Genomic DNA, 26,133 nt, shown 5'->3' on the forward strand with positions numbered 1-26,133 from the left:
GTAAGTTCTCCTTTTGCAGAAATAATGCTCTGAGTTAATTCTATCGACTTAGCCATTAAGCCTGCATCAACCTCGTCTTCACTCCATGAATCTATGCTGTCTAATGTGATAAAAATAGTGATAACAATGCAAAAAACGGAAAATGTCATGGCGTTTATTAATTGTTGTTTTATTGATTTCACAACCAAAACTAGCAGGCTCCAATAAAGTAGCCAAAACCACGTTTGTTTTTAATCGGCAAGGTGCCGCCCAGCAATTTAGCTTTTTTACGTATTGCCGATAAATGCGCTTCTATGGTGTTTTTTGATAATAGATCATAGCTGCCCACGACGGCTTCACTGATTTGTTCTGGGTTGAGAACTTGATCTTGATTGCTGAAAAGATACTCAAGTATTTTGTATTCATTCTTGGTTAATTCTATGATTTTTCCTTGGTAGGAAAAGGTTTTTCTAGTGGGATCTAGCTCAAACTCTTCCACCACAATATGAGAGCTAACTTGGGTCAATTGTCCGCGGCGAGTAAGGGCAATAAGCCTTGCGTGCAGCTCATCAAAGGAAAAAGGCTTACCTAAGTAGTCATCGGCGCCGGCGAGCAAGCCGTTGACTCTGTCTTCGGTTTGCGACTTGGCAGACAAGATGATGACTTTGGCTTGGTTGCCTAGCTGCCTGATACTTTTAAGTATGCTAATGCCATCAACGCTGGGCAACATAAGATCAAGAATAATGACATCATAATGATTGGTCAGCGCCATGCTGAGGCCGTGGGCGCCATCGCCAGTATCATCTATGGTAAAACCTAAGTGATCTAAGCCGACTTTCAATCCACGTCTAAGTGGCTCAGAATCTTCAATCAAAAGTACTTTCAAGATGTGACCTTATTTAATGTTTACTGCGACTAAGTTGCTCAATGATGAGCATATACATTTTGTTAATCACACTTCTCTGGCAAGTGCTTTGTGATGCGATCATTGCCAAAGAATAGCAGCCCAAAGTAGAGTGGTCAGAGCCATACTGATCAGTACTAAGCTTGAACCTATGTCTTTTGCTAAGCCTGACATTGGGTGATGGGCTAGACTAACTCTGTCTATTACCACTTCAATAGCTGTGTTTACAAGTTCAGCAAATAGCACAAACAAGAGGCTGGCCACTAAAATTAGCGAATGGCTTAAGCTGATATCAAGGTAAAAAGCCAAGATAGATAATGGAATAAACAGCATTAATTCTTGTTGAAACGCGGCTTCATTTTTAACCATCCATTTAAGGCCATTAAAACTGTGCACGCAGGTATAAAGTACCCGTGTTATTCCGGTGCGCTTAACAACTAAAGTTTGGCTGTTAGACATGATTGTTCCTTTTTTTATAGGTGACTTAAGCAGCTTTACAGCTGTTGATAATGTCGAGTTCAGGTTTCTTAACTTGAGTCTTCACCCCGTACAAGCCCAATAAACTATGGAATAGATTGTCGTGGGAGAATTGTCCTTGGGCTGCTTTAGTCTTCAGGCAAACCTGGTCAATGCCATAGCTTTGGCTAAATCCTTCATCTAACCAAAGAAACCAAGGCACTTTAGTTTGCTCATCAGGGGCAAAGCTGTAGGGGGTGCCATGAAGGTACAGGCCATTTTCACCTAAAGATTCACCATGATCTGAGATGTACATTAAAGCCACATCGTACTCTTGGTTTTTTTCTTTCAGTAGGGCTATGGTGCTTGCTAATACATAATCTGTGTAGGCCAAGGTGTTGTCATAGACATTGATGATCTCTTCATCAGTGCAGTTTTCAATATCACTTTGGCGACAAGCGGGCTTAAAGCGCTCCATATCATCTGGGTAACGCTGCCAATAGGTTGGGCCGTGGCTGCCTATGGTATGCAGTGCGATAAGCTTATTCGCACCATCTGAGACCAGCTGTTGTTTTAATAGTTCCACTAAAGCCATGTCATAGCAGGTATTGCCATTGCATAAGCTATTGTCTTTGCTAGGGCTAATAGTCTGAGAGGTTAAGCGTTTGGCTACCTCTTTATCACCGCCATCATTTTCAATCCACACTATGTTAGTGCCTGTTTTTGCAATGATATCTAAAACATTATCTTGGGCATCGGCACGATCTCTTTGATAACTATCTTTGCCTAAGTTAGAGAACATACAAGGCAAAGAATGCGCCGTTGCTGTGCCGCAAGAAGACACATTTTGAAATGAAATCATGCCTAAGTCTTGGGTGTAGGGATTGGTGTTACGGCCATAACCGTTATAGGCCATGTTTTGTGCCCTGGCGGTTTCACCCACAACCAGTACGACTAATTTAGGCTTTTTTGACTGACCTGGGATAAGTGCTGCATCGGCGCCTAGAACGTTATAGCTTAATGGCGTGGTGAAATATTTCTGTTTTATGTACTTCACTGAGTTCACTACGTGAGCAGGGATAATCATCTTGGTGAGGTATTTATTATTACGGCCAACTGAGGCGTAATCTTTATAGAAAAATGCCGCCACTAAAGCAATAAGGGCTAGTGCTGTTAAGATCAGCAAACTACGAGCTAGCAGGCCATGTAGCCAACTCTTGGCAGGTTTAAGGTTGATTTTAGCGATTAGCAATGAAGGCAGCAGGCCAAACAATACTAGGTAACCGATTGAAGATAGACTTAAATAGGAGTGGGCTTCGGCGCTATTGGTTTCAAAAATATTTTCTATCATGGCGCTATCAAACATGACGTTATAGCTAAGCGTGGCATACATAGCCATGGCTGAAGTCATAGTGATGATAATCAATACAGGTTTATAAAGGTATTTAATGGTCAGTAAAGAAAATACCAATAAGAAACAGCCAAACAATAATAATGCGGCCGAGGCAATAAAAAGGTTGTGACCCTCGGCTGCAAGCTCTGCTATTTTACGCAGCACAGGGAAATTCAATACCAATGCATAGAAAACCGATAAGGCGATAATAAAGTGAGTTGGACTCATTGCCAGTGACGGTAAGGCAAACTTGGGCAACTTCACAAATGGCAAGCTGAGGGGGACGCGGTATGATACAGGCTGGGAAGTTCTCACAATAAATCTCGTCTTGGTACAGAATGAGCGAAATTTAGCAGTGAAAACTTAAGGATTACTGAAGATATACTGAATCTTAACTGTAGAGTTTGCTGGATGTTACTTTAATGGCCTTAAACACAAAATAACAATGCCAGTCAGATCACTGACTGGCATTGTGGCTAAAGCTTACTGTGCTGGCTTGCTAAATGTATCTAAACCAGCATCTAAGTCTAGAATTAAATTAACGCTTATTAAGCGGACTTAACAGCCTACCAAATACGCACCCGCTGATCTTCACTCAGGTATAACTTGTCGCCAGGCTTCACATCAAAAGCTTTATACCAAGCATCGTGGTTACGGGGGGCTTGGGCACGGAATTGCCCAGGTGCATGAGTGCCTGCTTTAAGCTGGCTTAGCATGCTTTGTTCGGTACGTTTTTCTTTCCATACTTGTGCCCAAGCTAGGAAGAAGCGTTGATCGCCTGTAACCCCATCTATGATTGGCGCTTCTTTGCCATTTAGGCTCAGCTTATAGGCGTGGTAAGCCATTGACAGACCACCCACATCACCGATATTTTCCCCAAGGCTGTTACGACCGTTAACGAAGTTACCTTCGATTGGCTCATACTTGCTGTACTGCTCGGCTAGCATGTCAGCTTTGGCTTCGAAAGCCGCTCTATCTTCATCGGTCCACCAGTTACGTTGAATACCCTCGGCATCAGACTTTGAACCTTGGTCATCAAAGCCGTGGCCCATTTCGTGGCCGATCACAGCGCCAATACCGCCATAGTTAACTGCAGCATCAGCGTTCGGGTCAAAAAATGGTGGCTGCAATATGGCTGCTGGGAATACTATCTCGTTAAACGAGCTGTTGTAGTAAGCGTTAACGAATTGCGGCGTCATGCCCCAACGGTTACGGTCAGTTTTCTTAAGCTCTTTAGCGACACTATCGGCATGGAAAAACTGACGTAGATTTTTGATGTTGCCGACTAAATCTTTATTGTTTAGCGTTAAACCATCAAATTCTTGCCACACATCTGGATAGCCGATTTTAGGGGTAAAGGCTTTAAGTTTAGCGTGAGCATTAACCTTGGTTGCATCACCCATCCAATCTAAACCATCGATACGTTGACCTAGCGCTGTACGTAGGTTTTCAACTAATTCAGCCATTTGCTTCTTAGAGGACTCAGGGAAGTAACGTTTTACGTAGACTTTACCTAAGGCGAAACCTAGAGATTGAGTTCCTGATATTTCTTCAACAGCGCGTTTCCAACGTGGACGAGGCTGCTCTTGGCCTTCAAGCTCTTTGCCGTAGAAAGCAAATTTTGCGGCATATATTTCTTCAGACAATAAATCGGCGTTATTTTTCACAGCATGGAAGCTGAGATAGTCTTGCCATACTTTTATATCTTCTTGATTAATAAGTGCAATCATCGCCTTAATCGGTTCTGGCTCTGAAATATTTAATTGCGGTACTTGGTAACCCGTTTGGGTTAAATATAAATCCCAGTTGAAGCCTGGATATTGGCTGGCTAAGTCAGTGCGCTTGATTTGATTAAGGGTTAGATCGCGATCGCGGCGCTTCTCTCTTGGCCAGTGACCTTGAGCTATTTTGGTTTCTAATGCTAATACGGCTTCGGCGCGAGCTTTGCCATCTTCTATTCCTGCAAAAGCTAGCATCTGTGCTATGTGGGCTACATAGCTGCTGCGAATTTTCTCAAAGCGCTCGTTGGCTTCTAAATAGTAAGAACGATCTGGTAAGCCAAGTCCGCCAGCACCCATGGACATTTCGTATTGGTTTGGATCTAAACGGTTAAACCACATGCCGCCCCAAATTGGAGATGCTGAGCCCGTAAGCCAAGCTTCACCAAAAACTTTGGTCAGATCATCTGTTGAGGCAATCGCTGCGATTTGGGCTAGCGTGGCTTTAATTGGGCTAACGCCAAGCTTATTTATTGTGTCCGTATCCATGTAAGAATTGTAGAAATCGGCGATAAGCTGCTCTTCTGGGTTAAGATCTGTGCGGCTGGCGATATCATCAATGATGGCTTTAACTTGGTCTTCGCTGCGCTCAGCCAATGCGGTGAATGCACCATAGCGAGTTTTATCTGCAGGCATTTCAAAGTTGTCATACCAAGCGCCACTGGCGTGCATAAAAAAGTCATCACCTGGTTTAACGGCTTGGTTGCGTGCACTTAAATCAACACCGAAACTGCCGAGTTCCGCCGCAGTTTGTGTTGCTTCACTCTTTGTTTCGTTTGTTACTTCATTGCTCGTATCTGGTGCACCGCATGCACTGAGTAGTGTGCTCGCTAAGGCGATGGCAATTAATGACTTCTTCATTGTTTAATATGTCCTCTAGTGTGGAGTGCGCTTTAAATGGGCTTAAATAGCTAGCTGCAGACTTATTTTTGCTGGATATTTCGTGAGCTACTTTTTATCGAACTGTTTTTAATGAGCTATTTCAAAGCCAACCATTTTGAGACTGTGACAGAAAATGTCAATCTTAAAAGTGTGAGCAAATATAAGCGCTTCTCAAAATAGTGGCGTCCCATCAAGCGTTAGCACCATCCTTGAGCTTTCAAGCGCGGGCCTTTACACTGCGGCCAAGATATTATGTAGCCAAAGACAGAAAACCTAATGCGCCATTTACTTACACATTATCATCCAGAAACCCAAGCCGATTTTGTCAGTCAGCATCAGGACAAAATGCTTATTCGCTTAGCCACTCGGGCTATAGTGCTTAGAGGCACGCAGATATTGCTGCTTTATACTCAGCGCTACCATGATTACAGCTTACCTGGCGGTGGTATTAATGACGGTGAGTCGATAGAGCTTGGGCTGGTACGAGAACTGAAAGAAGAAACTGGCGCCAAAGGCGTGAATAATATTCGTCCATTTGGCGTCTATGAAGAATATCGTCCTTGGACACGAGAAGGCTATGGGCTAGTTAAGATGTTGTCCTATTGTTTTAGCTGCGAAATTGATGCTGAACTGGGTGATACAGAGTTTGAAGCCCATGAGATTAATAATGGCATGACGCCTGTGTGGGTCAATATTGATCAAGCCATCGAGCATAATCTTAGCACTATGGCCAATAGTGCTAAAAAGGGGCTGTCAATCGAGCGAGAAACCTTTCTATTGCAGCGAATAAAGGCTGAGCTTATTAGGTAATCCCCTTGATTAAGTTCTGCTCAAGAGCAACTGAGCACAGCATTACGGCACATTGATGTTGAATTAGGGAAACCGTTAATGCCAGTCAGTAGGGCGTGTTAATGTTTTAGCAAGCCCTACTTTGGTATAACTGCCCAGCTATTGACCTTGCTTGTTAACTGCAAGACACTTAAGTCTTCAAATATTCCAAGTATGGATACTCAACATGTTGATTTTTTTGATCTGTATTGTGCTGCTATTACTCGCCTATAAGTTCTACAGCCCTTTTGTCGAGCGCCAAGCAGGCATAGACCCCAAGGCAAAAACCCCTCAATCTCGATTTGAAGATGGGGTGGATTATGTCAAAGTTCATCCGTTTAAAGCCTACCTTATTCAATTTCTTAATGTAGCAGGGGTAGGGCCCATCTTTGGGCCGATCTTAGGTGCGCTTTATGGCCCTATTGCCTTAGTGTGGATTGTACTGGGTAATATTATTGGCGGTGCGGTGCATGATTATTTCTCTGGCGTCTTGAGCATTAAAGAAGACGGTAAGAGTCTGCCGGAAATCGCTGGGCATTATTTTAATGTGTATTTCAAAGGGGTCATGCTGCTATTTACGGCCATGTTGCTATTTTTCGTCGGGGTGGTGTTTATTATGAGCCCTGCTGGATTACTGAGTAATCTTGAATTTTTTGAAGGCACCATACTTGCCAATAATACTTTTTGGGTGTTGGTGATTTTAGGCTATTACTTTTTGGCAACTTTACTGCCGATAGATAAAATTATCACTAAGTTGTACCCCGCCTTTGGCCTATTGATGATAGTCATGACTGTCTCGATTGCGCTGGCGATTCTCTTCAATGCCCCTGAATTACCTGTCATGGGTGATGTGTTGGCCTATTTCGATCATAGCCATTATAACAATGAGCTACTGGCGCCCAACCCAGATGGTTTACCTGTGTGGCCGTTACTGTTTGTGACTATTACTTGCGGCGCCATTAGTGGTTTTCATTCTACTCAGGCCCCGATCATGGCGCGCTGCTTAACCAATGAGCGATATGTACGCCCTGTGTATTATGGCGCTATGATATCTGAAGGCGTAGTGGCATGTGTGTGGGCGACGGCAGGTATGGCGGCATTTCCTGGTGGCTACCTTGAACTGAAAACCTTGCTTGATCAAGGTGGTCCAGGATTAGTTGTCAACCAAGTGGCCACCAGTTATTTAGGTGTTGCTGGTGGCATTATGGCTATTATTGCGGTGGCAGTGTTCCCTATTACGTCGGGCGATACGGCTTTTAGATCGCTGCGGCTCACCATAATAGATGCCTTTAATATTCCCCAGAGTGTGCGTAATCGTCTGCTGGTGGCGCTTCCTATTTTAGTTATCGCTTACTTAATGACCAAAATCGATTTCTCGCTGATTTGGCGCTACTTTGCTTTCTCAAATATGTTGTTATCAACCAGCGTGTTGTGGCTTGCGACCAAATACTTATTTGATCGAGGCGCCTTCCATTGGATAGTGAGCTTACCCGCCATTATGGGCACCAGCGTGACGGTCTCTTACATAATGACCGCAGGTATAGGCTTAGGTTTACCGCAATCATTAAGCCAGCCAGTGGGCATAGCTGTTGCTGTGCTTTGTTTAATCGCCCTAACATTCACCCATGCTAAGGTTAAGCGTCAACGCCAAGTGCTTTAGTTGCTTTGTTTGCTTTAAGTATCAGTTGAGCTGTGATTGTAGTGCAAATCAGATGGCCTTAATCTAACGACTAAGGCCATTTTTATTGCTGCCACAACCGTTAAATTATGGTTAATTAAAAGTTAATTTTACTAACTGGGTTATTCTTCTTTTAAAATTGCCGTGCTTGAGTGTAGGATGAATTAGTGCCCTTTAGCTTTGACATTACAAAGGAAGTTCTATGCCTACAACACCCCATGCTAGTTCGTATTATGCGGCGTCAGCCAATGATAAAGTTGAGCGCCCACGTTTAGAATCTTCAATTGAAACTGATGTTTGTATTATTGGTGCCGGCTATACCGGTTTATCTTCAGCACTGCATTTACTTGAAAGCGGCATGAAGGTGGTGGTGTTAGAGGCCGCTAGAATCGGCTGGGGCGCATCTGGTAGGAACGGCGGCCAAATTGTTAACTCTTTTAGTCGAGATATCGACTCCATTGAGAAAGTGGTTGGCAAAGAGCAGGCTAAATTATTTGGCCAAATGGCCTTTGAAGGCGGGAAAATCATTCGCGAACGGATCAAAAAATACAATATTGATTGCGATCTCAAAGATGGCGGGGTATTCGCCGCGCTAAATGCCAAGCAAATGGGCCATCTTGAAGGACAAAAAAAGCTCTGGGAGCAACATGGCCACCTTGGTCATTTAGAGATGCTCGATAAAGATGCCATAGGTAAAGTGGTTAATACTGAACTCTATGTTGGCGGCCTGCTGGATAAAAGTGGCGGCCATATTCACCCGCTTAACTTAGCACTTGGTGAAGCGCGGGCGGTTGAGTCGCTAGGAGGTCTGATTTTTGAAGACTCGGCGGTGATCAAGGTCGATGATGGTCAAAACCCTGTGGTTCATACGGCGCTGGGCCAAGTTAACGCTAAATTTGTGGTGGTGGCGGGTAACGCTTATTTAGGTAAGTTATTGCCAGAATTACACGCCAAATCTATGCCTTGCGGCACCCAAGTGATAGCGACTGAACCCTTGGATGATGCGCTAGCAGCGAGCTTGCTGCCCCAAGATTATTGCATTGAAGATTGTAATTATCTGCTGGATTATTACCGCCTATCAGGGGATAAACGGCTATTGTTTGGTGGCGGCGTGGTGTATGGCGCGCGTGACCCTGCTGATATCAAGTCGCTTATCATGCCCAAACTGCTTAAAACCTTCCCACAGCTTAAAGATGTCAAAGTTGATTACGCTTGGACGGGTAACTTTTTGATGACGCTTTCTCGTTTACCACAGGTGGGCAGAATTGGCGATAATATCTATTACTCTCAAGGCTGTAGTGGCCATGGCGTCACCTATACCCATCTAGCAGGCAAGCTAATTGCCGAGATGCTCAATGGTCAGGCGACCCGTTTTGATGCGTTTGCAAGCTTGCCTCATTATCCCTTCCCCGGTGGCCATGCACTGCGTGTACCTTTTAGTGCTCTGGGCGCTTGGTATTACACCTTAAGAGACAGGTTCGGCATCTAACAATTTAATCTACTTTGGCTTAGGCAATTTATTACCCCACAGGGTGCTCAACATGAGAGCACGCTAAGAAGGAGGCATCTGTGCCGTTATCTAGCATTCAACAATTATCAGATCCTAGCTTGTTACGTCAGCAGGCATACATTAATGGCGCTTGGTGCCATGCCCTTAGTGGTGAAACACGGCTGATTTTAAACCCAGCAAGCCAGCTTCCTTTAGGTAAAGTACCTTACATGGGCCGCGAAGAAACCCAAACTGCCATTAATGCTGCCAATGACGCGCTGCCAGCTTGGCGGGCATTATCTGCAAAAGATCGCAGCAGTAAGCTTAGGCGCTGGTTTGAATTAATCATTGAAAACACAGACGATCTCGCGCTTATTATGACCCAAGAGCAAGGCAAGCCCTTGGCTGAAGCCAAAGGAGAGGTGGCCTATGCCGCCGCCTTTATCGAATGGTTTGCCGAAGAAGCGAAACGCATTTATGGCGATACTATTCCAGGGCATCAAGCGGATAAACGTATCACGGTTATTCGCCAAGGCGTTGGCGTCACGGCTGCCATTACGCCGTGGAATTTCCCTGCCGCTATGATCACCAGAAAAGCCGCCCCAGCCCTTGCTGCGGGTTGCACCATGGTGGTTAAACCAGCGCCACAAACGCCTTTTTCAGCACTGGCATTGGCCGAACTTGCTCACCGCGCTGGGATCCCCAAAGGGGTGTTCAATGTGGTGCCAGGAGATGCCATCGCTATAGGTAATACCCTGTGTGAAAGCCCTATTGTGCGTAAGTTGTCCTTTACTGGCTCAACACCGGTTGGTATCACCTTGATGCAGCAATGCGCGCCGACCCTTAAAAAACTCTCCTTGGAGCTTGGCGGTAACGCGCCTTTTATTGTTTTTGATGATGCTGACCTCGATGCGGCGGTAGAAGGCGCGATGATCGCCAAATTCCGTAATGGAGGCCAAACCTGCGTGTGCGCAAACCGCATTTACGTGCAGGCTGGAGTTTATGATGCCTTTGCCAGCAAACTTGCCGCCGCCGTGGGTAAGCTTAACTTGGGCAATGGTCTTAATAACGGTGTCACCACAGGGCCACTGATTAATGCGGCGGCGGTGACGAAAGTGACTGAGCATATTAATGATGCAGTAGCGAAAGGCGCGCAGGTGCTGATGGGCGGTAAGCGTCATGCATTAGGCGGTAACTTCTTTGAGCCCACAGTGTTAACTGGCGTTAATGCCAGTATGCGGGTTGCTAAGGAAGAAACCTTTGGCCCACTGGCGCCCTTGTTTAAATTTGATGATGTGGGAGACGTCATTAGCCAAGCCAATGACACTGAATTTGGTTTGGCGGCGTACTTTTATTGCCGTGATATCTCCTTGGTTTATAAAGTCGCTGAAGCGTTGGAATACGGCATGGTGGGCGTTAACACTGGGCTAATTTCCACAGAAGTTGCCCCCTTTGGCGGGATTAAATCATCGGGCCTTGGCCGTGAAGGTTCAAAATATGGCATCGAAGAATACTTAGAAATGAAATACATCTGTATGTCGGTATAGGAGCAGGTTATGAGCAATACAAATGAAGCATTGATGGCCCGCCGCCAAGCCGCTGTGGCCCCGGGTGTTGGTCAAGTTCATCCCATATTCACCCAAAGGGCGGACAACGCCACAGTTTGGGATGTGGAAGGGCGCGAATATATCGACTTTGCAGGGGGCATTGCTGTGCTCAATACCGGCCACCTGCACCCTAAAGTGAAGGCGGCTGTGCAAGCGCAGTTAGAGGATTTTTCTCACACCTGTTTCATGGTCTTAGGCTATGAGAGTTATATTCAAGTGTGTGAAAAGCTCAATCAATTAGTGCCGGGAAATTTCCCTAAGAAAAGCGCATTATTCACCAGTGGATCAGAAGCGGTGGAAAACGCCATTAAGGTCGCGCGGGCATATACTAAGCGCGCGGGAGTGATAGCTTTCACCTCGGCGTACCATGGCCGCACTATGGCAACTTTGGCGTTAACCGGCAAAGTGTCGCCTTACAGCAAAGGCATGGGGTTGATGTCGAGCAATGTGTTTAGAGCCTTATTTCCCTGTGAGTTACATGGGGTTTCTGAAGATGATGCTATGGCTTCGATTGAGCGGATTTTTAAAAATGATGCTGAGCCTAGTGATATCGCAGCGATTATTTTAGAGCCAGTGCAAGGCGAGGGAGGCTTTTATGCAGCGACGCCAGCCTTTATGAAGCGACTTAGAGACTTATGCGATCAAGAAGGCATAATGCTTATCGCCGATGAAGTGCAAACTGGCGCCGGCCGTACGGGCACTTTTTTCGCCATGGAACAAATGGGCGTAGCGGCAGATATCACCACCTTTGCTAAGTCCATCGCCGGCGGTTTTCCGCTGTCGGGGATAACAGGGCGCGCTACCGTGATGGATGCCATAGGCCCGGGTGGCTTAGGCGGCACTTATGGGGGCAACCCTATTGCCTGCGCTGCGGCGCTGGCAGTCATTGAGGTGTTTGAGCAGGAGCAACTGCTTGAGCGGGCCAATAGAATGGGCGAGCATATTAAAGCGCGGCTTGGGGTCATGCAGGCTAAACATAAGCAAATTGCACAAGTTCGCGGCCTTGGCGCCATGATAGCGATTGAGCTTATGGAGCAGGGCAAACCGGCCCCTGAGTATAGCCCCAAAATATTGGCAGAAGCGCGAAGTCGCGGGCTGATTTTATTGTCCTGTGGCACGTTTGGTAATGTGCTGCGTATTTTGGTGCCCTTAACGGCGCCTGATGAGCAACTTGATTTAGGGTTAGATATTTTGGCTGATTGTTTTAACAAAGTTTTTTCTGCTTGAGTTCCACTTAATATGACAGGCTTGCCTTAAGGCTAAAGCCCTTTTCATGAGCGGGTGAACGACCCGCTCATTCTCAATACTTCAACGGTTTAAGTTTCTCTCTTACTTTTATTTTAATTTCAGCGGCTTATTCTGCCGTATTGTTGTTTTTAGACTATGCTTTAGCTGTTTGTTAAATGGGGAATTTACATGAAACGTTTGTCGATCAGTTCAAAACTCTTGTGGATCACATCAGGGCTTTTTTTGGTGACAGTGACAGTGCTGTCCTTGAGCTTGTGGTGGGCGTTAACCGAGAAAAATGTGCAATTGTCACTGCAAATCCAACAGGCGTTATACAGTGAAATTAAAGACAAACTCGATGCTAGGGCTGGAGAGTATGGTGAACAGGTGGCAGGGTTTATTAATGAAGCCTACCGAATTCCGTTTGCGTTTGCAGGTATGTTGGAAAAAACCGCCAAGGAAGACCCTTTAGAGCGCAGTAGGCTAGAAACTTCCATTGAAGCCATGCTTGACAAAAATAAACAGATTTCATCCATGTATGCTCAGTTTGAGCCTAATGGATACGATGGCCGTGATAATGAATACTTATACCCAGTAAGTCACAGTGTGCCCAATGTGGGGACCTTGGAAGTCTATTATGCCCGCAGCAGTAGCGGGGTTGCTGAGCACATTCAAGTGGAGGAAGCGGAGGAAAAGTACAACGCAACACTTAATGAATTTGGCCTTAGAGAGGCGGAATGGTATTTGTGCGTTAAAGACAGTAAAAAGCCTTGTTTGATGGAGCCTTATCTCTACGAAATTTCTCCTGGCAATAATGTCTTGATGACCTCGCTTACCGTGCCTGTGGTGATTGATAATCAATTTAAAGGTATGACGGGAGTTGACGTTAATTTACCAGTGTTTCAAGGCCTAATAGAAAAACTGTCTAAGAGCCTTTATCAAGGTCAAGCTAAGGTAACACTATTAAGTCAGCTAGGGTTAGTGGTGGCCGCCAGCCATTATGACAAAATGGCGCGTCCACTGAGCGAGTCTGTGCCTAAAAACGATGCTGACATCTTAATTCAGTTGGCTAAAAATCAAGGCTTTATTGAGCTTGGAGACAGTATAGCCGTTGCTTACCCCATTGAAATTCCGCTTGCAGACGCCAGCTGGTCTTTGGTGATTGAAGTACCTAAAGCCTTTGCATTTCAATCGGTAGAGGCTGCTGATAATGCCATGTCGGCAACGGCGGCATCTTTAGGGAGTTTAATGTTGATAGTGGGCAGCGTGGTATCTATTTTTGCCATTATCACAATTAAAGTATTGATTTCTAGCATTATATCGCCGCTGAGAAAAATTCAAGCTAGAGTGGAGAATCTTGGCAGTGCAGAGGGTGACCTTACCCAGATAATTGAAGTCGAGTCCCATGCAGAGTTAATCGCCCTTGCCAAAGGATTTAGCACCTTTATTACTAAACTTAGGTTGCTGATTGGTGACTTAAAAGTCTTGGCCGACAGCTCCCAAGAGGAAAGCCGCACCTCGGCTAAGATTGCCAAGCTGACCCGAGACAGTGTGAATCGCCAATACGGTGAAATCGACAGCGTAGTGACAGCGGTTAACCAGCTCAGCGCCACAGCTCAAGAAGTCGCCAAAGCCTCTGAGCAGACGGCATTAGAAACCGAGGCCATGTCTAAAAACGTTAAGTCCAGTGAGCAAAGCTTAAGCCAGGCGATGGCGTATGTTGAGGCCATGTCAAAAGACTCTCTATTAGCTAAGCAAGCTGTAGGTCAAGTATCTGAAAGTAGTAATAATATTAGCCGCATTTTGGAAGTAATTAGCGCCATTGCTGAGCAAACCAACCTACTAGCGTTAAACGCTGCGATCGAAGCTGCAAGGGCGGGAGAACAAGGCCGAGGCTTTGCTGTGGTCGCAGATGAAGTGCGCTCATTAGCCTCAAAAACCCAGAGTTCAACTAATGACATCAGCACCTTGATTGACTCGCTGCAAAAAGAAGTCTTGAGTGCATCCAGCGTCATCGATAAAGGCGCTGCAGGGGCGCAGCAAGCGGTAGAGCAAACCGACAAGGCGCTAACTTACCTCAATAGCATGGTGAAGCAAATTGAGGAAGTGTCTGGGCAGGTGACTCATATTGCAGCCGCTGCGGAAGAGCAAAGTGCAGTTACTGAAGAAGTGAGCCGTAATATTACCGGTATATCCGATTCGGCTGCCGAACTTTCACGCCTTGCAGATGAAGCACAGCAGAGCAGTCAAAGCTTAGCCAAGCTTGTTGAGCGTCAACACGAGCAGTTAGGGCGCTTAAAAACCTAGCTATTGCAGGCATAAGTAACGTCATCACTATGGCAAAAGATAAAAGGCTAAACAGGATTTAGCCTTTTTTGTTGTCCGACAAAGACAGTTATTAACTATGCTTATGGGGTAGGTAAACTAAGGACTGTGTATCGATATTGCTTGAATGCTCAGCCTTTTATGGATGACGTCAATTAATTAAGGAATGCTTACCATGAATACTTCTCTATTTTCTTCTCTAGTCATATTACTCAATAAAGCGAAAGCCGCAATTTTAGCGTTTTATCAGTTCAAAACACTGTTTAATTATCTCAAGTCTGCATTTAATTATCTAAAAATCAGTGCTTTACTTATCTGTCTTTGTGGAGTGAGTGGCACCTTGATGGCTCAAGAGTTTACGGCAATGTCTGCCTGGGTTAATCAAGATGGTTCTACCCTTTATATCAATAGCATTAACGCCCAAGGTGAGCTGACTGGCAGCTACATCAACAGGGCCGCTGGCTTTGCCTGTCAAAATAGCCCCTATCCAGTTAATGGTTGGGTGTTTGGCACGGCCATCAGCTTTAGCACTAAATGGCTTAACTCAGTTGAGTCGTGTAATTCAATCACTTCTTGGAGTGGTTTTTATAGCAATGCTGGCGGTCAGGGAAAAATTAGCACCTTATGGCAACTGGTGGTGAATGGCTCAAGCAGCCCGTCGCAGATCCTTAAAGGTCAGGACGTGTTTTCGCAAACCAGCGCCATTGAAAATAAATCCCTGTCACTCAAACCTTAAGCTTTAAGTGCTTAGCTTAGTCAGAGTTTAGTAAGAGTTTAGTCAGAGCTTAGTCAGAGTTTAGTCAGAGCTTAGTGAATGAACATTAATAAAAAGAAGCCCATAGCTAGGCTTCTTTTTTTATAGGGCTAATGGCATAGTGGTCGTCATGGCTTGCGCTCAAACAAGCTATATTTGCAAGAGGATTGCTTGCAGCTATGGGAGTTGAAATCAAAAATAGGGAAATGCTTATGTCAGGTCAGTATCCAGATAAAATCAAAACATTACCGCTTTATGATGGCCGCTTCGATGCTTACAAACTCGCTGCCAATGGAGCTGATGTGTTATTTGCCTCCTATCCCGCAGGAACCCGTATTCCTCCCCATCAGCATGATACCGATAACTATGGGGTGATTACCCGCGGTGAGTTAATTCTGACCCTAAATGGTGAGCAAACCCGCATTGGTGTGGGGCAGTGGTACCACGTGCCCGCTTTTGCAGAGCACAGCGCCGAGTTTGAGGTTGAAACCGATGAAATCGAGCTGTGGTTTAAGGCCTAGCACTGCTAGGGAACGGTAGGCAGAGCATTAAAATTGACTTGTGGTAGGGATTGAAAACCGGGTTTGGCGAACAAGTAGCCCTGCATTAGCTCAATACCCGCATCTTGTAACCATAGCATTTCCTCTAGGGTTTCCACCCCTTCAGCTAATGGAGTAACATTGAGTTGTCGAAATAAATTCAAACAGTTGAGAATGATAGCTTGGCGGATTTTATCTTGGGCGATATTACGAATAAGCTTCATATCAAATTTGATGATTTTGGGCTGAAAATCTACCAGTAATCCTAAACCCGCATAGCCAGAGCCAAAATCGTCAATGGCGGTGATAAAGCCTGAATCCTTATAGAATTCAAGGATACGTTTAACTGAATCAATATCATCAATGTTTTCGCTCTCAGTAAACTCAAACATGATTTTATTAGTTGGAAATCCATACAGTTTAGCGACATCTAAGGTGGTTCGAATGCAGCGTTCAGGTTTGTAAATGGCCTTGGGGAGAAAGTTGATGCTCAGAATAGAATCGAGCTTAAGCTTAGCGGCAAGGGCAATAGCTTTCACCCGGCACAGCTGATCAAAAAGATAGCGATTGTCATCATTGACCTGAGATATCACAGAGAATGCAGACTCATTATTTAAGCCTCGCGCCAATGCCTCATAGCCAAATATGCTGCGGGTTTTACAGTTAATGATGGGTTGAAACGCCATGGTAAAATCGAAATCAAGCTTGCCTTTATCAGCACAATTATTGCAAGAAAATCGGTCGTAAATTATCGGTATAGTGTCCATTCATAAACCTTAAAAAATACAACGTAAGCTGAAATTTTCAGTAACACACTAAGATATTCCATGATACTAAAGGCGTTTATGTGGCGTGTTTCGAACCCGCTTATAAGTCCCCTGATACACCAGTGTTGAGCTAGGTTTGGCTGTTAAAACGAGGTATCACACGTAACGATATCTTAATTATTTAATTCTGCAAGGTAAGTGGACGCCAAAATAGAGAAGATGATGCAGAACGATTAACCCTCCCCGAAAGCATGGACTAAGTGCCACAGGCACTGAAAACCCAGCACACAGCACCACCTTTTTCATTATTTTCGTAACTGGCTAACTTAAAGGAGAACGAGAGGAGACTGTATTTATCTCTGCCACACAAGGCTTGCCATGGCCCATTTCTTTCGTAAAAAGTGTCATCGACACGCAGCTTTTTTGATTTAAACAAGAGCCGTCCATTGCCTTCGATTTAAACAAAAGTAGAACATTCTGTCTGATGTGAAAAGGACTTACAAATGACGTGATGGCATGGTCAATGATGTTCCCGACATCATAATGACATTTCTCAAATCCATGTGGGTCAGATGCTAAAGAGCGGCCATGGGATGGACGGTCTTCTCGACTTTTTGTGGTGAAGCGCCCATGGCTCATCTTTTTTGCATTTTCGTAAACTCTTAGCTTTAAAAGCTAAGAATTACGATGGGTGACACGATTATAACATTTGCTCTTTAACAACCCTATCTCCCTTTGGTAGAACAATGGGCCTGGGCTCTTGCTCTATCAGAAGTTCAAGAAAGTTAGCAATCGATAGGGTTAAGTTTCTTCGGTCTACTTCTAAATAACAGAACTCAATATATTCGAACCAATTGTCTAGATTATTGTAGAAATCCTTCCTTTCGTAACCAAGGTCATCTTGAAGCGAGCATGCGTAAGGAATAACCCAACCGCGAAACTCGTGAAAATCAATTTCATATTTTCTATACCTGCTTACGGCTATTGTTACTTTTTCGTATCCTTTAAGTGACAAAATCTATCCTTGTTGTTTATAACGCCGCAATCATACGCTGGTCGCGTGCATTACCGTGTTAAGTTTGATCTCCATAGGCTGGTAGAGCAAACCTGCCGACTCTCCTACTTCACCCTTACACTCAAACCCATATTTCTCATAGGCGGGAACTGAAGGCAGGGACGCGCTAACGGTGACAGTTTCAAACTTCGCGTGATTCAGGGCTGATGAAAGCAGCTTCCTCCCAATACCTTTTTTCTGGCGTTCAGGGATAATAAAGAGCATTGCAACATGACAACCTTCCTTTAGCTCTATTACGCCTTCAATTTTTCCATCTTTTTCAGCAACTAGAATCAAGTTGTCGCCCTTCATTCTGTCAAGAAAAGCATGACTCGCAGCAATATTCGAAAAGGTTGAAACCCCTTCCTCTGACAATGTGTCTGCAACAGAACGCAAAAACGAAGCCATACAAGTGGCACTTACAGCTTCAACATCCTTCTCTTCCATTCTCCTGACTATCACCGAAATCTCCTAAAAACTAACCTTTGTATAGTGCGTATGCGCATTTTGTCTAAGCTATCTGCCAAAAAGAATGGAACCTATTATTCCCACGAAACCTAATGCAACACACTGATTTTACTTGTAAAAAATATGATTTTCAAGGGCGGGCGCGGTAGGGTGACGTAAAAATTATTAGCGGTGTCACCCACGTTCATTTTTGATAATTCAAGGGCGACACTGAAGTTGCTAAGATGAATCATGAGTATTTACGAGACGACCTTCTGAGACAGGACGTCGAAGAGAGCTACACGGAAGTATTCACGCGTGTCGTAGAGTGAATGCCATGGTTCATCTTGTATGCCCGCCTATCCAGCAAACGAATGTTATTGAAACTTGCTTTTAACTACCCAAGCTAGGTTCATGCTTAAGTCCACAGATTAACGCTGCCGCCGTTTCTATCATATCCCCGTCTCGGTCTTACTCAAACACCGCTGTGCGACTTGATAAACAATGGCGTCGACTTGTTGTTGGCTGAGTGTTTGTGTTCGCACTGTTGGTAACGCTTTAATTAACTGTTTGTGATTAATAATCGGAAACGGTGGCTTTGTTTGGCTTGTCACGTACCAACCGGGGAATACCAGTATCGGGCTGCTGAATATTTGCTGGCCTGTGGCGCTTGTTAGCCATTGACTGACCCACTTAGCTTGGCGCTCGGCTTGTTCTATGGGTTTGGTTTCTGTCCAAGAGGGGAAATGTAAGCGCCCATCTTTATAAAAGAGTTGGTAGTCTTTACCTTGGGTAGCACTTGTCGATTTACTGTCGCGTTTACGCTTGTGGCGGCCTTTGGTTTCGATGGCGAATACGCCATTTTTCCCTATGGCTAAATGGTCGATGTTAAAGCCATCGGCTTGTATGTCATGAAAGATTTGATAGCCCAAAGCCTGTAAGCCGATGAGTTCATTGGCAGTGGCTATTTCTGCAGTGTGGCCTAAGCGTAACTTGGTGAGTTTGGAAAAGTTTGCCCACGTTTTACAACCGCAATAGGTTAATCCGAGAATTGTGGTTATGGCAAACAGCCACGGGAACTTACCGATGGCGATGTGGGCTTGAATACTGTTAACGGCAAATGGGAGACATACAACCAATACGCCCATTAACATACTGGCTATCAAGTTAATTTGAAGGTCTTGTATCTCTTGTTGTAAGCCAAAAGCGGGGATACGAAGGAGTTGATCGCGATCGACGGGTAGTTTTACTGTGTGGTCGCGGTGTTTAAGTAAGACAAACATCACCCCTATGGTGACGAACATGCTAGAAAGAAGAATGCCTACTGATAATATGCTTGAGGTGAAGCTTGTCATTTTCATCCTTGAGGTCAGCTTGACCCAATACGCCATATCTTTGGCAGTTAATCAGCTAGTCGCTAATCTTTTATGGTTAAAAGTATCGTTCTAAATCCATGAATCAGTAGATAATATACTCCCAGTTTCAAAAAATGTAAGCACTTATTGAGTCATTTAAACGCTGCCACCGACGTTCATTTTTGATAATTCGAGGGCAACACTGAGGCCGCTAAGATGAACCATGAGTATTTGCGAGACGAGCTTCTACTGTCTTGCTTATGATAAGGGGGCGTCGAAGCGAGCTACACGGATGCTTGTGATTTAAATCAAGAGCACGCGTGTGATTGAGACTTTTTATGTAAGAATTGGGCCGTGGTTTATCTTGTATGCCCGCCTATCCAGCAAACGAATGTTATTGAAACTTGCTTTTAACTACCCAAGCTAGGTTTATGCTCATGCTCTTGTTCACTGAACCCGCTTTCAACTTTTTTAAAAGCCGCAAACAAAAACGCACTCCTTGGGAGTGCGTTTTTAGTGCTAGCGACCTTGTGTTAACTGAGTCACTAACCGATTAATGTCTAATCGCTTAGTGACTAAACGCTTAGTGGCTAAACATGGCCGAGATTGATTCTTCGTTGCTGACGCGGCGGATGGCTTCTGCAAGCACGCCTGACATAGTCAGTTGAGTCACTTTACTGATGGCAAGCATCTCATCACTTAATGGCACAGTGTCGGTTACTATCACTTCATCGATCACTGAGTTAGCAATGTTTTCAGCCGCTTTGCCAGAAAATACTGGGTGAGTGGCGTAAGCGAATACGCGGTTAGCCCCGTGCTCTTTGAGAGCTTCTGCAGCTTTACAAAGTGTGCCGCCAGTGTCAATCATGTCATCGACTATGATGCAGTCACGGCCTTGTACATCACCTATGATATGCATCACTTGAGCCACGTTCGCCATAGGGCGACGTTTGTCGATGATGGCCAAATCTGAGTCATCCAGTAATTTGGCAACCGCGCGAGCGCGCACTACGCCGCCGATGTCAGGAGAGACAACCACTGGGTTATCAAGCTTCTTGGCTAGCATGTCTTCTAATAGCACTGGGCTACCGAATACGTTATCTACTGGCACGTCGAAGAAACCTTGAATTTGCTCTGCGTGTAAGTCACAGGTTAATACTCTGTCTACACCCACGCTTGAAAGGAAGTCGGCAACCACTTTAGCTGTGATAGGCACACGAGCACTGCGAACGCGGCGGTCTTGACGGGCGTAACCAAAATAAGGAATTACCGCAGTAATGCGGCCAGCGGAGGCGCGGCGCAAGGCGTCTACCATCACTATGAGTTCCATTAAGTTATCGTTTGTCGGTGCACAAGTTGACTGGATGATGAAAACATCCGCGCCACGTACATTTTCGTTGATCTGAACGCTGATCTCACCGTCACTGAAACGGCCTACAACGGCATCTCCAAGTTTGCAAAACAGACGGTCGGCGATCTTTTTGGCTAGATTAGGGGTAGCGTTACCAGTAAAGAGCTTGATGTCGGGCACTTTATTAACCTCAGATGTATGCGTAAAGTAAGTGGCTGAAAAACGTGTATCTGTGTTGCTTTTTTATACATGCGTTTCCAGAAGAGTCCTTAGGCTTGAGTTAGTCGCGCTAATAACGGCGATCTATTCATGCCTTTGGCAACAAAACCTGTCATGTTTGACGGTAACTTTGCCAATACTGCTAGGGCTTGCTGTTCTTGTTCAAATTCCCCAAACACGCATGCGCCTGTTCCGGTCATTCTTGACGGCGCATATTCTACCAGCCAGCTTAAGGCATTGGCAACTTGAGGGTAGTGCGCTACCACGAGTTTTTCACAGTCATTTGACCAATCTTGATTCATTAAATGAGCTAAAGATAACTTAGGGGTATCACGGGTGAGGTTGGGAGATTGGAAGATAGCTTGCGTGGAGACATGGGCATCTGGGACTAAGACTAGGTACCATTTTTCAGCGGGTGACACAGGTTTTAGTTGCTCACCCAAACCTTCGGCAAAAGAGGCTAAACCATGAATGAAAACAGGGACATCCGCACCTAATTTTAAACCAATCTCGGCCAAAACATTGTTGTGATAGTGAATGTTCCACAACTTATTTAACGCCACTAATGTGGTGGCTGCATCCGATGAACCGCCACCTAAACCGCCGCCCATCGGCAGTAATTTCTCCAGCCAAATGTCGGCGCCTTGGGTTATTCCTGCGTGGTTTTGCAAAGATTTTGCGGCTTGCAGAATTAAGTTATCTTTGTCGGCGACAACTTTAGATAACTCGCTGTGAAGGGTAATCTTGCCGCTAAGATTGGTTTGAAAGTCTAAATAGTCACAGTAGTCAATAAATTGAAACAGGGTTTGCAAGTCATGATAACCATTGTCTCTTTGTCCTGTGATGTGCAGAAATAGGTTAAGTTTCGCAGGGGCTGGCCAATTCTTGGAAATTGAGGATGTCATTGTTGCATCGTCCCTAAGGTTTTTATAAGAGTCAGCTGGCGTTGATGCCTGCTGACCATTGATTATTATTGACTCTTGAGTGCTTGCCAGCGATTTATCTGAATTCTTACTTGCACGCCTGCCCGTTCAATTTTTATCAGCTTAGGTACGCTGGCACCGCTTTGTTGCTGCCAGCTTAAAAAACTCACTTGCCAGTTGTGCTCAGGAGCTGGACTGATTAAGGTTTTAATCAAACCATCGTCATGATAAGCGCTGATTTTATCATTAGCGCCCACTTGACCGGTTATCCATAAAGGTAAGTTATCTAAGGGAATTGACCAGCCGCTGACAGCTTCTAATAAATCTTGCGGGTTACTGTCCACATATTCTTTGCCATCCACTTCGAGCCTTGCAATCCCTGGGGTGCTGCTGAGTTTTAGCACTGTGGTGCCTAGCACTGTGGTGAGATTGAGCTGATTTTCTTCACCAATATGAAACCAGTAAAGGTTGGTGCTGAATTTGTCTGTGGGGGATTTAACCGCAATTTTACCCTGCAATTCCCACGCCTTAGCTTGCTTGGTTTGGCTCACGTTTAAGTTCTGGTATTGTTCACCTAAGGTGCTGGTACAGCCTGATAACAGGCCTGTGATAAACAACAAGCTGAGCAGCAGAGTATGATTCAGATTAGAGGGCATCAGGCTTAATTTGTGGTTGTGAGTTGGACTCATGATACTTAGGTCATAGGTTTTTGTAAAAATCTTTCATTGCAGCAATAACACTTTGCTCTGTGAAACTAGCCAGTTAGAATCGTTTAAAACTACTCAATTAACCAAAAAACAGTGATATTGGTCTGCTTTTATTCGCTTTTGTTAAGCCAATTGTGTTTTTAGTGACGGCAATTGAGTAGAATGTGCCGATTAACGATATGAGTCAGGATCCAAAACGAGTCAGATGAGCTTAGTAGCAATCGGGATCAACCATAAAACGGCCACGGTAGACCTGCGAGAAAAAGTCGCTTTCTCCCCAGATAGCATTCATGACGCCATGAAAAGCCTAGCGAGTCGCACTCGCTCGGGGGAAGCTGTGATCCTGTCTACCTGTAATCGTACTGAACTGTATTGCAATGATGCGGCTGCTGCGGAAGTGATTGAGTGGTTAGCTGATTATCATAATCTGGACTTGCAAGAGCTGATGAGCTGCATTTACCAGCATGAAGATTTAGCTGCGGTAAAGCATTTGATGCGAGTTGCCGCAGGGCTTGATTCTTTAGTCTTAGGTGAACCGCAGATTTTAGGCCAAGTAAAGCAAGCTTTTGTTAAAGCCAAAGAAGCGGGCACCACGGCGCTGACCATAGACAGGCTATTTCAAAATACCTTTTCGGTAGCCAAAAAAGTGCGCACCGAGACTGAGATTGGCGCCGCTGCGGTATCGGTGGCCTTTGCCGCTGTTAGCATGGCAAAGCATATTTTCTCTTCATTAAAAGCCACTAAGGTGCTACTCATTGGCGCCGGCGAAACCATAGAGCTGGTGGCCAAACACCTTAAAGATAATGGCGTGGCCTCCATAGTGGTTGCTAATCGCACCTTAGAGCGTGCACAGGCCATGTGTGAGGCCTTCGATGCCACCGCCATTACCTTGCAACAAATTCCAGATTTTCTCCCTAAGGCGGATATCGTGATATCCTCTACCGCCTCTCCTTTACCTATACTGGGTAAGGGCATGGTGGAAAAAGCCTTAAAGACCCGCCGTCACCAGCCCATGTTGTTAGTGGATATTGCGGTGCCTCGTGATATTGAGGCCCAGGTGGGTGAGTTAGACGATGCCTTCCTTTATACTGTGGACGATCTGCATAGCATAATTGAACAAAACATGGCTTCTCGAAAAGAGGCCGCAGAACAAGCTGAATTAATTACTGAAGATCAATCACTGCTGTTTATGGAGTGGCTGAAATCTTTAGAATCTGTCGACAGTATTCGTGAGTACCGCAGTCAGAGCTTGGCGATAAAAGACGAGTTAGTCGAGCGTGCCTTGAATAAATTAGCCCAAGGCGGCGACAATGAACAGGTGATACTTGAGTTAGCCAATAGGTTAACTAATCGTCTTATTCATTCGCCAACTCAAGCGCTTACCGTCGCGAGTCGTCAGGGAGACTTAAATACCCTAGGTCAATTAAGAACAGCCCTTGGATTAGATAAACACTAAGGTTAGTGAGCTAAATGAAACAATCGGTTATTGGCAAGCTTGAAGGCTTGCTTGAGCGCAATGAAGAAGTATTGGCCATGCTAGGCGATGCGACAGTTATCTCAGATCAAGAGCGCTTTCGTGCCTTATCAAAAGAGTATTCTCAACTTGAAGATGTAGTCAAAAGCTTCAAAGCCTTCCAGCAGGCTCAGTTAGACTTAGCGTCGGCGAAAGAAATGCTGCAAGAAGACGACGCCGAAATGCGTGAGATGGCCCAAGAAGAAATGAAAGCGGCCAAGAAAGTACTTGAAGAGCTCGAAGATGAGCTGCAAATTCTATTGCTGCCAAAAGATCCTAACGATGACACTAACGCCTTCTTAGAAATTCGCGCCGGTGCTGGTGGTGATGAAGCTGCCATTTTTGCTGGTGATTTATATCGCATGTACAGCCGTTTCTGCGAAGCCAATAAATGGCAAGTAGAAGTGATGAACGTCAACGAAGCAGATCTTGGTGGCTTTAAAGAAATTATCGTTAAAGTCAGCGGCGAAGGCGTGTATGGCAAATTAAAGTATGAATCAGGCGGTCACAGGGTACAACGTGTGCCTGAGACTGAATCTCAAGGCCGGGTGCATACTTCAGCTTGTACTGTGGTGGTACTGCATGAAGTGCCTGAAGCCGAAGCGATTTCCATTAATCCCGCCGACTTAAAAGTTGACACTTTCCGTGCTTCGGGCGCCGGTGGTCAGCACGTGAACAAGACGGATTCCGCCATTCGTATTACCCATATTCCTTCGGGCATTATTGTTGAATGTCAGGATCAGCGCTCGCAACATAAGAACCGTGCTCAAGCCATGAGCGTGTTAGCGGCCCGAATTCAAGCGATTGAAGATGAGAAGCGTCGCAGTGCAGAAGAGAGCACTCGTCGCAGCCTTGTGGCCAGCGGCGATCGTTCTGAGCGCATTCGTACTTACAATTACCCACAAGGGCGAGTGAGCGATCACCGTATCAACTTGACACTCTATCGCCTCAATGAAGTGATGGAAGGGGACTTGAATGCCTTGCTAGAACCTATCATGCTAGAGCATCAAGCGGATCTTCTTGCCGCCCTTGCTGACGAATAAGGATAAGATTTGACTAAATCTTCATACTCAACCATAGCCGAAGCGCTGCAATGGGCCTATTCACAGCTGGCATCCAGCTCAGAATCAGCCCATGTGGACGCCGAAGTGTTATTGCTACATTGCCTGAATAAGCCAAGAAACTTTATTTATACTTGGCCTGAGCGGGCATTAACTGTGCCGCAGTTTAAGGCGTTTCATCAGATGGTGCTTAAGCGCCAGCAAGGTGTACCTGTAGCACATATTATTGGTGAACGTGAATTTTGGTCATTGCCCTTTATCGTTAATGAATCCACCTTGATCCCGCGCCCTGACACCGAGATTTTGGTCGAAACGGCGCTTAATTTATCTGTGAGTAAGCAAGCCAAAGTGCTCGACTTAGGTACCGGCACTGGGGCTATTGCTTTGTCATTAGCTTCAGAACGCCCAGATTGGAAAGTCACAGCGATTGATAAAGTGGATGATGCGGTGGAGCTGGCTAAGGCGAATCGCTTGAACCTTAATTTGCCTCAAGTCGAGATTTTACAATCGGACTGGTTCAGCGCCGTCAGTGACAGAGACTTTGATTTAATTGTCTCTAATCCACCTTACATTGATGCTGAAGATGAGCACCTTAACTTAGGTGATGTGCGTTTTGAGCCTCAAAGCGCACTAACCGCGGGTGAACACGGCTATGCGGATTTATTCCACATCGCCGAGCATGCTCGCGAGCATTTAGCCCACGGTGGTTATTTACTCTTAGAGCATGGATTTGAGCAGGCCATCAAGGTGCGGGAAAAACTCATCGAGCTTGGGTATCAACAAGTCGCCACAGTGCGTGACTTTGGCAGCAATGATAGGTGCACCTTAGGTCATTGGCTGGGTTAAGGTCCTGTTTCAGCAATGCTGAGCTAACGGCGCAATTATCTTCCTCGTTTT

General features: G+C 45.3%; 21 protein-coding genes. 11 read left to right on the top strand and 10 right to left on the bottom strand.

Going from position 1 to position 26,133, the window contains the following annotated elements:
• Positions 1-190: 190 nt before the first annotated feature.
• The 4 genes from H5073_RS09040 to H5073_RS09055 all read right to left on the bottom strand — a co-directional run bounded on the left by H5073_RS09040 (position 191) and on the right by H5073_RS09055 (position 5,371).
• Positions 191-865, bottom strand: coding sequence for a response regulator transcription factor (locus H5073_RS09040; RefSeq protein ID WP_182679068.1), 675 nt, complete (start codon positions 863-865; stop codon positions 191-193).
• 99 nt (positions 866-964) lie between these two features.
• The gene (locus H5073_RS09045; RefSeq protein WP_182679070.1) at positions 965-1,342 is read right to left on the bottom strand and encodes a diacylglycerol kinase; all 378 of its coding nucleotides are present in this window, start codon (positions 1,340-1,342) and stop codon (positions 965-967) included.
• Between the two features lie 25 nt (positions 1,343-1,367).
• Positions 1,368-3,047, bottom strand: a complete 1,680-nt coding sequence (locus tag H5073_RS09050) for a phosphoethanolamine--lipid A transferase (RefSeq protein WP_310734236.1) — start codon at positions 3,045-3,047, stop codon at positions 1,368-1,370.
• 251 nt (positions 3,048-3,298) lie between these two features.
• Positions 3,299-5,371: a M13 family metallopeptidase gene (locus H5073_RS09055; RefSeq protein ID WP_182679072.1), complete on the bottom strand. Its 2,073-nt coding sequence runs from the start codon at positions 5,369-5,371 to the stop codon at positions 3,299-3,301.
• 297 nt (positions 5,372-5,668) lie between these two features.
• On the opposite strand from H5073_RS09055, the gene H5073_RS09060 reads away from it, so the two are divergent.
• The 8 genes from H5073_RS09060 to H5073_RS09095 all read left to right on the top strand — a co-directional run bounded on the left by H5073_RS09060 (position 5,669) and on the right by H5073_RS09095 (position 15,821).
• Positions 5,669-6,202: an NUDIX hydrolase gene (locus H5073_RS09060; RefSeq protein WP_182679074.1), complete on the top strand. Its 534-nt coding sequence runs from the start codon at positions 5,669-5,671 to the stop codon at positions 6,200-6,202.
• Positions 6,203-6,407: 205 nt separating this feature from the next.
• Positions 6,408-7,880: a carbon starvation protein A gene (locus H5073_RS09065; RefSeq protein WP_182679076.1), complete on the top strand. Its 1,473-nt coding sequence runs from the start codon at positions 6,408-6,410 to the stop codon at positions 7,878-7,880.
• A gap of 220 nt (positions 7,881-8,100) precedes the next feature.
• Complete coding sequence (locus H5073_RS09070; RefSeq protein WP_182679078.1) at positions 8,101-9,387, top strand: FAD-binding oxidoreductase; 1,287 nt, start codon at positions 8,101-8,103, stop codon at positions 9,385-9,387.
• A gap of 80 nt (positions 9,388-9,467) precedes the next feature.
• Positions 9,468-10,934: an NADP-dependent succinate-semialdehyde dehydrogenase gene (gabD, locus tag H5073_RS09075; protein WP_310734237.1), complete on the top strand. Its 1,467-nt coding sequence runs from the start codon at positions 9,468-9,470 to the stop codon at positions 10,932-10,934.
• A gap of 9 nt (positions 10,935-10,943) precedes the next feature.
• Positions 10,944-12,221 (top strand): 4-aminobutyrate--2-oxoglutarate transaminase, encoded by a 1,278-nt coding sequence (gabT, locus tag H5073_RS09080; RefSeq protein WP_182679079.1) that lies wholly within the window; start codon positions 10,944-10,946, stop codon positions 12,219-12,221.
• A 189-nt stretch (positions 12,222-12,410) separates the two neighbouring features.
• Positions 12,411-14,528: a methyl-accepting chemotaxis protein gene (locus H5073_RS09085; protein WP_182679081.1), complete on the top strand. Its 2,118-nt coding sequence runs from the start codon at positions 12,411-12,413 to the stop codon at positions 14,526-14,528.
• 193 nt (positions 14,529-14,721) lie between these two features.
• The gene (locus H5073_RS09090; RefSeq protein ID WP_182679083.1) at positions 14,722-15,282 is read left to right on the top strand and encodes an avidin/streptavidin family protein; all 561 of its coding nucleotides are present in this window, start codon (positions 14,722-14,724) and stop codon (positions 15,280-15,282) included.
• Positions 15,283-15,512: 230 nt separating this feature from the next.
• Positions 15,513-15,821, top strand: coding sequence for a cupin domain-containing protein (locus tag H5073_RS09095; RefSeq protein WP_182679086.1), 309 nt, complete (start codon positions 15,513-15,515; stop codon positions 15,819-15,821).
• A 5-nt stretch (positions 15,822-15,826) separates the two neighbouring features.
• Here H5073_RS09095 and H5073_RS09100 read toward each other — a convergent pair whose 3' ends face one another.
• The 6 genes from H5073_RS09100 to lolB form a co-directional block, all read right to left on the bottom strand.
• Positions 15,827-16,606: an EAL domain-containing protein gene (locus tag H5073_RS09100; protein ID WP_182679088.1), complete on the bottom strand. Its 780-nt coding sequence runs from the start codon at positions 16,604-16,606 to the stop codon at positions 15,827-15,829.
• A gap of 1,045 nt (positions 16,607-17,651) precedes the next feature.
• Positions 17,652-18,107 (bottom strand): GNAT family N-acetyltransferase, encoded by a 456-nt coding sequence (locus tag H5073_RS09105; RefSeq protein ID WP_182679089.1) that lies wholly within the window; start codon positions 18,105-18,107, stop codon positions 17,652-17,654.
• A gap of 452 nt (positions 18,108-18,559) precedes the next feature.
• On the bottom strand, positions 18,560-19,462 hold the full coding sequence (locus H5073_RS09110) for a nuclease-related domain-containing protein (RefSeq protein ID WP_182679091.1): 903 nt from the start codon (positions 19,460-19,462) through the stop codon (positions 18,560-18,562).
• A gap of 583 nt (positions 19,463-20,045) precedes the next feature.
• Positions 20,046-20,993 (bottom strand): ribose-phosphate pyrophosphokinase, encoded by a 948-nt coding sequence (locus tag H5073_RS09115; protein ID WP_182679093.1) that lies wholly within the window; start codon positions 20,991-20,993, stop codon positions 20,046-20,048.
• Positions 20,994-21,082: 89 nt separating this feature from the next.
• Positions 21,083-21,937, bottom strand: coding sequence for a 4-(cytidine 5'-diphospho)-2-C-methyl-D-erythritol kinase (ispE, locus tag H5073_RS09120; RefSeq protein ID WP_182679095.1), 855 nt, complete (start codon positions 21,935-21,937; stop codon positions 21,083-21,085).
• 65 nt (positions 21,938-22,002) lie between these two features.
• The gene (gene lolB / locus H5073_RS09125) at positions 22,003-22,611 is read right to left on the bottom strand and encodes a lipoprotein insertase outer membrane protein LolB (RefSeq protein WP_182679151.1); all 609 of its coding nucleotides are present in this window, start codon (positions 22,609-22,611) and stop codon (positions 22,003-22,005) included.
• 256 nt (positions 22,612-22,867) lie between these two features.
• On the opposite strand from lolB, the gene hemA reads away from it, so the two are divergent.
• The 3 genes from hemA to prmC are packed head-to-tail and all read left to right on the top strand — an operon-like array spanning position 22,868 to position 26,082.
• Positions 22,868-24,118, top strand: a complete 1,251-nt coding sequence (gene hemA / locus H5073_RS09130; protein WP_182679097.1) for a glutamyl-tRNA reductase — start codon at positions 22,868-22,870, stop codon at positions 24,116-24,118.
• A 14-nt stretch (positions 24,119-24,132) separates the two neighbouring features.
• Complete coding sequence (prfA, locus tag H5073_RS09135; RefSeq protein WP_182679099.1) at positions 24,133-25,218, top strand: peptide chain release factor 1; 1,086 nt, start codon at positions 24,133-24,135, stop codon at positions 25,216-25,218.
• 9 nt (positions 25,219-25,227) lie between these two features.
• The gene (gene prmC / locus H5073_RS09140; RefSeq protein WP_182679101.1) at positions 25,228-26,082 is read left to right on the top strand and encodes a peptide chain release factor N(5)-glutamine methyltransferase; all 855 of its coding nucleotides are present in this window, start codon (positions 25,228-25,230) and stop codon (positions 26,080-26,082) included.
• The last annotated feature ends 51 nt before the right edge of the window (positions 26,083-26,133 follow it).

The organism is Shewanella sp. SR44-3, from assembly GCF_014163735.1.
Classification (GTDB): Bacteria; Pseudomonadota; Gammaproteobacteria; order Enterobacterales; family Shewanellaceae; genus Shewanella.

Excerpts from the sequence above, each read along its gene's own strand:
- H5073_RS09070 (WP_182679078.1), top strand. The coding sequence starts at position 8,101 with ATGCCTACAACACCCCATGCTAGTTCGTATTATGCGGCGTCAGCCAAT.
- H5073_RS09095 (WP_182679086.1), top strand. The coding sequence starts at position 15,513 with ATGTCAGGTCAGTATCCAGATAAAATCAAAACATTACCGCTTTATGAT.
- H5073_RS09060 (WP_182679074.1), top strand. The coding sequence starts at position 5,669 with ATGCGCCATTTACTTACACATTATCATCCAGAAACCCAAGCCGATTTT.
- ispE (WP_182679095.1), bottom strand. The coding sequence starts at position 21,937 with ATGACATCCTCAATTTCCAAGAATTGGCCAGCCCCTGCGAAACTTAAC.
- lolB (WP_182679151.1), bottom strand. The coding sequence starts at position 22,611 with ATGCCCTCTAATCTGAATCATACTCTGCTGCTCAGCTTGTTGTTTATC.
- H5073_RS09100 (WP_182679088.1), bottom strand. The coding sequence starts at position 16,606 with ATGGACACTATACCGATAATTTACGACCGATTTTCTTGCAATAATTGT.
- hemA (WP_182679097.1), top strand. The coding sequence starts at position 22,868 with ATGAGCTTAGTAGCAATCGGGATCAACCATAAAACGGCCACGGTAGAC.
- gabT (WP_182679079.1), top strand. The coding sequence starts at position 10,944 with ATGAGCAATACAAATGAAGCATTGATGGCCCGCCGCCAAGCCGCTGTG.
- H5073_RS09090 (WP_182679083.1), top strand. The coding sequence starts at position 14,722 with ATGAATACTTCTCTATTTTCTTCTCTAGTCATATTACTCAATAAAGCG.
- H5073_RS09045 (WP_182679070.1), bottom strand. The coding sequence starts at position 1,342 with ATGTCTAACAGCCAAACTTTAGTTGTTAAGCGCACCGGAATAACACGG.
- H5073_RS09065 (WP_182679076.1), top strand. The coding sequence starts at position 6,408 with ATGTTGATTTTTTTGATCTGTATTGTGCTGCTATTACTCGCCTATAAG.
- H5073_RS09110 (WP_182679091.1), bottom strand. The coding sequence starts at position 19,462 with ATGACAAGCTTCACCTCAAGCATATTATCAGTAGGCATTCTTCTTTCT.
- prfA (WP_182679099.1), top strand. The coding sequence starts at position 24,133 with ATGAAACAATCGGTTATTGGCAAGCTTGAAGGCTTGCTTGAGCGCAAT.
- H5073_RS09105 (WP_182679089.1), bottom strand. The coding sequence starts at position 18,107 with ATGGAAGAGAAGGATGTTGAAGCTGTAAGTGCCACTTGTATGGCTTCG.
- H5073_RS09085 (WP_182679081.1), top strand. The coding sequence starts at position 12,411 with ATGAAACGTTTGTCGATCAGTTCAAAACTCTTGTGGATCACATCAGGG.
- H5073_RS09055 (WP_182679072.1), bottom strand. The coding sequence starts at position 5,371 with ATGAAGAAGTCATTAATTGCCATCGCCTTAGCGAGCACACTACTCAGT.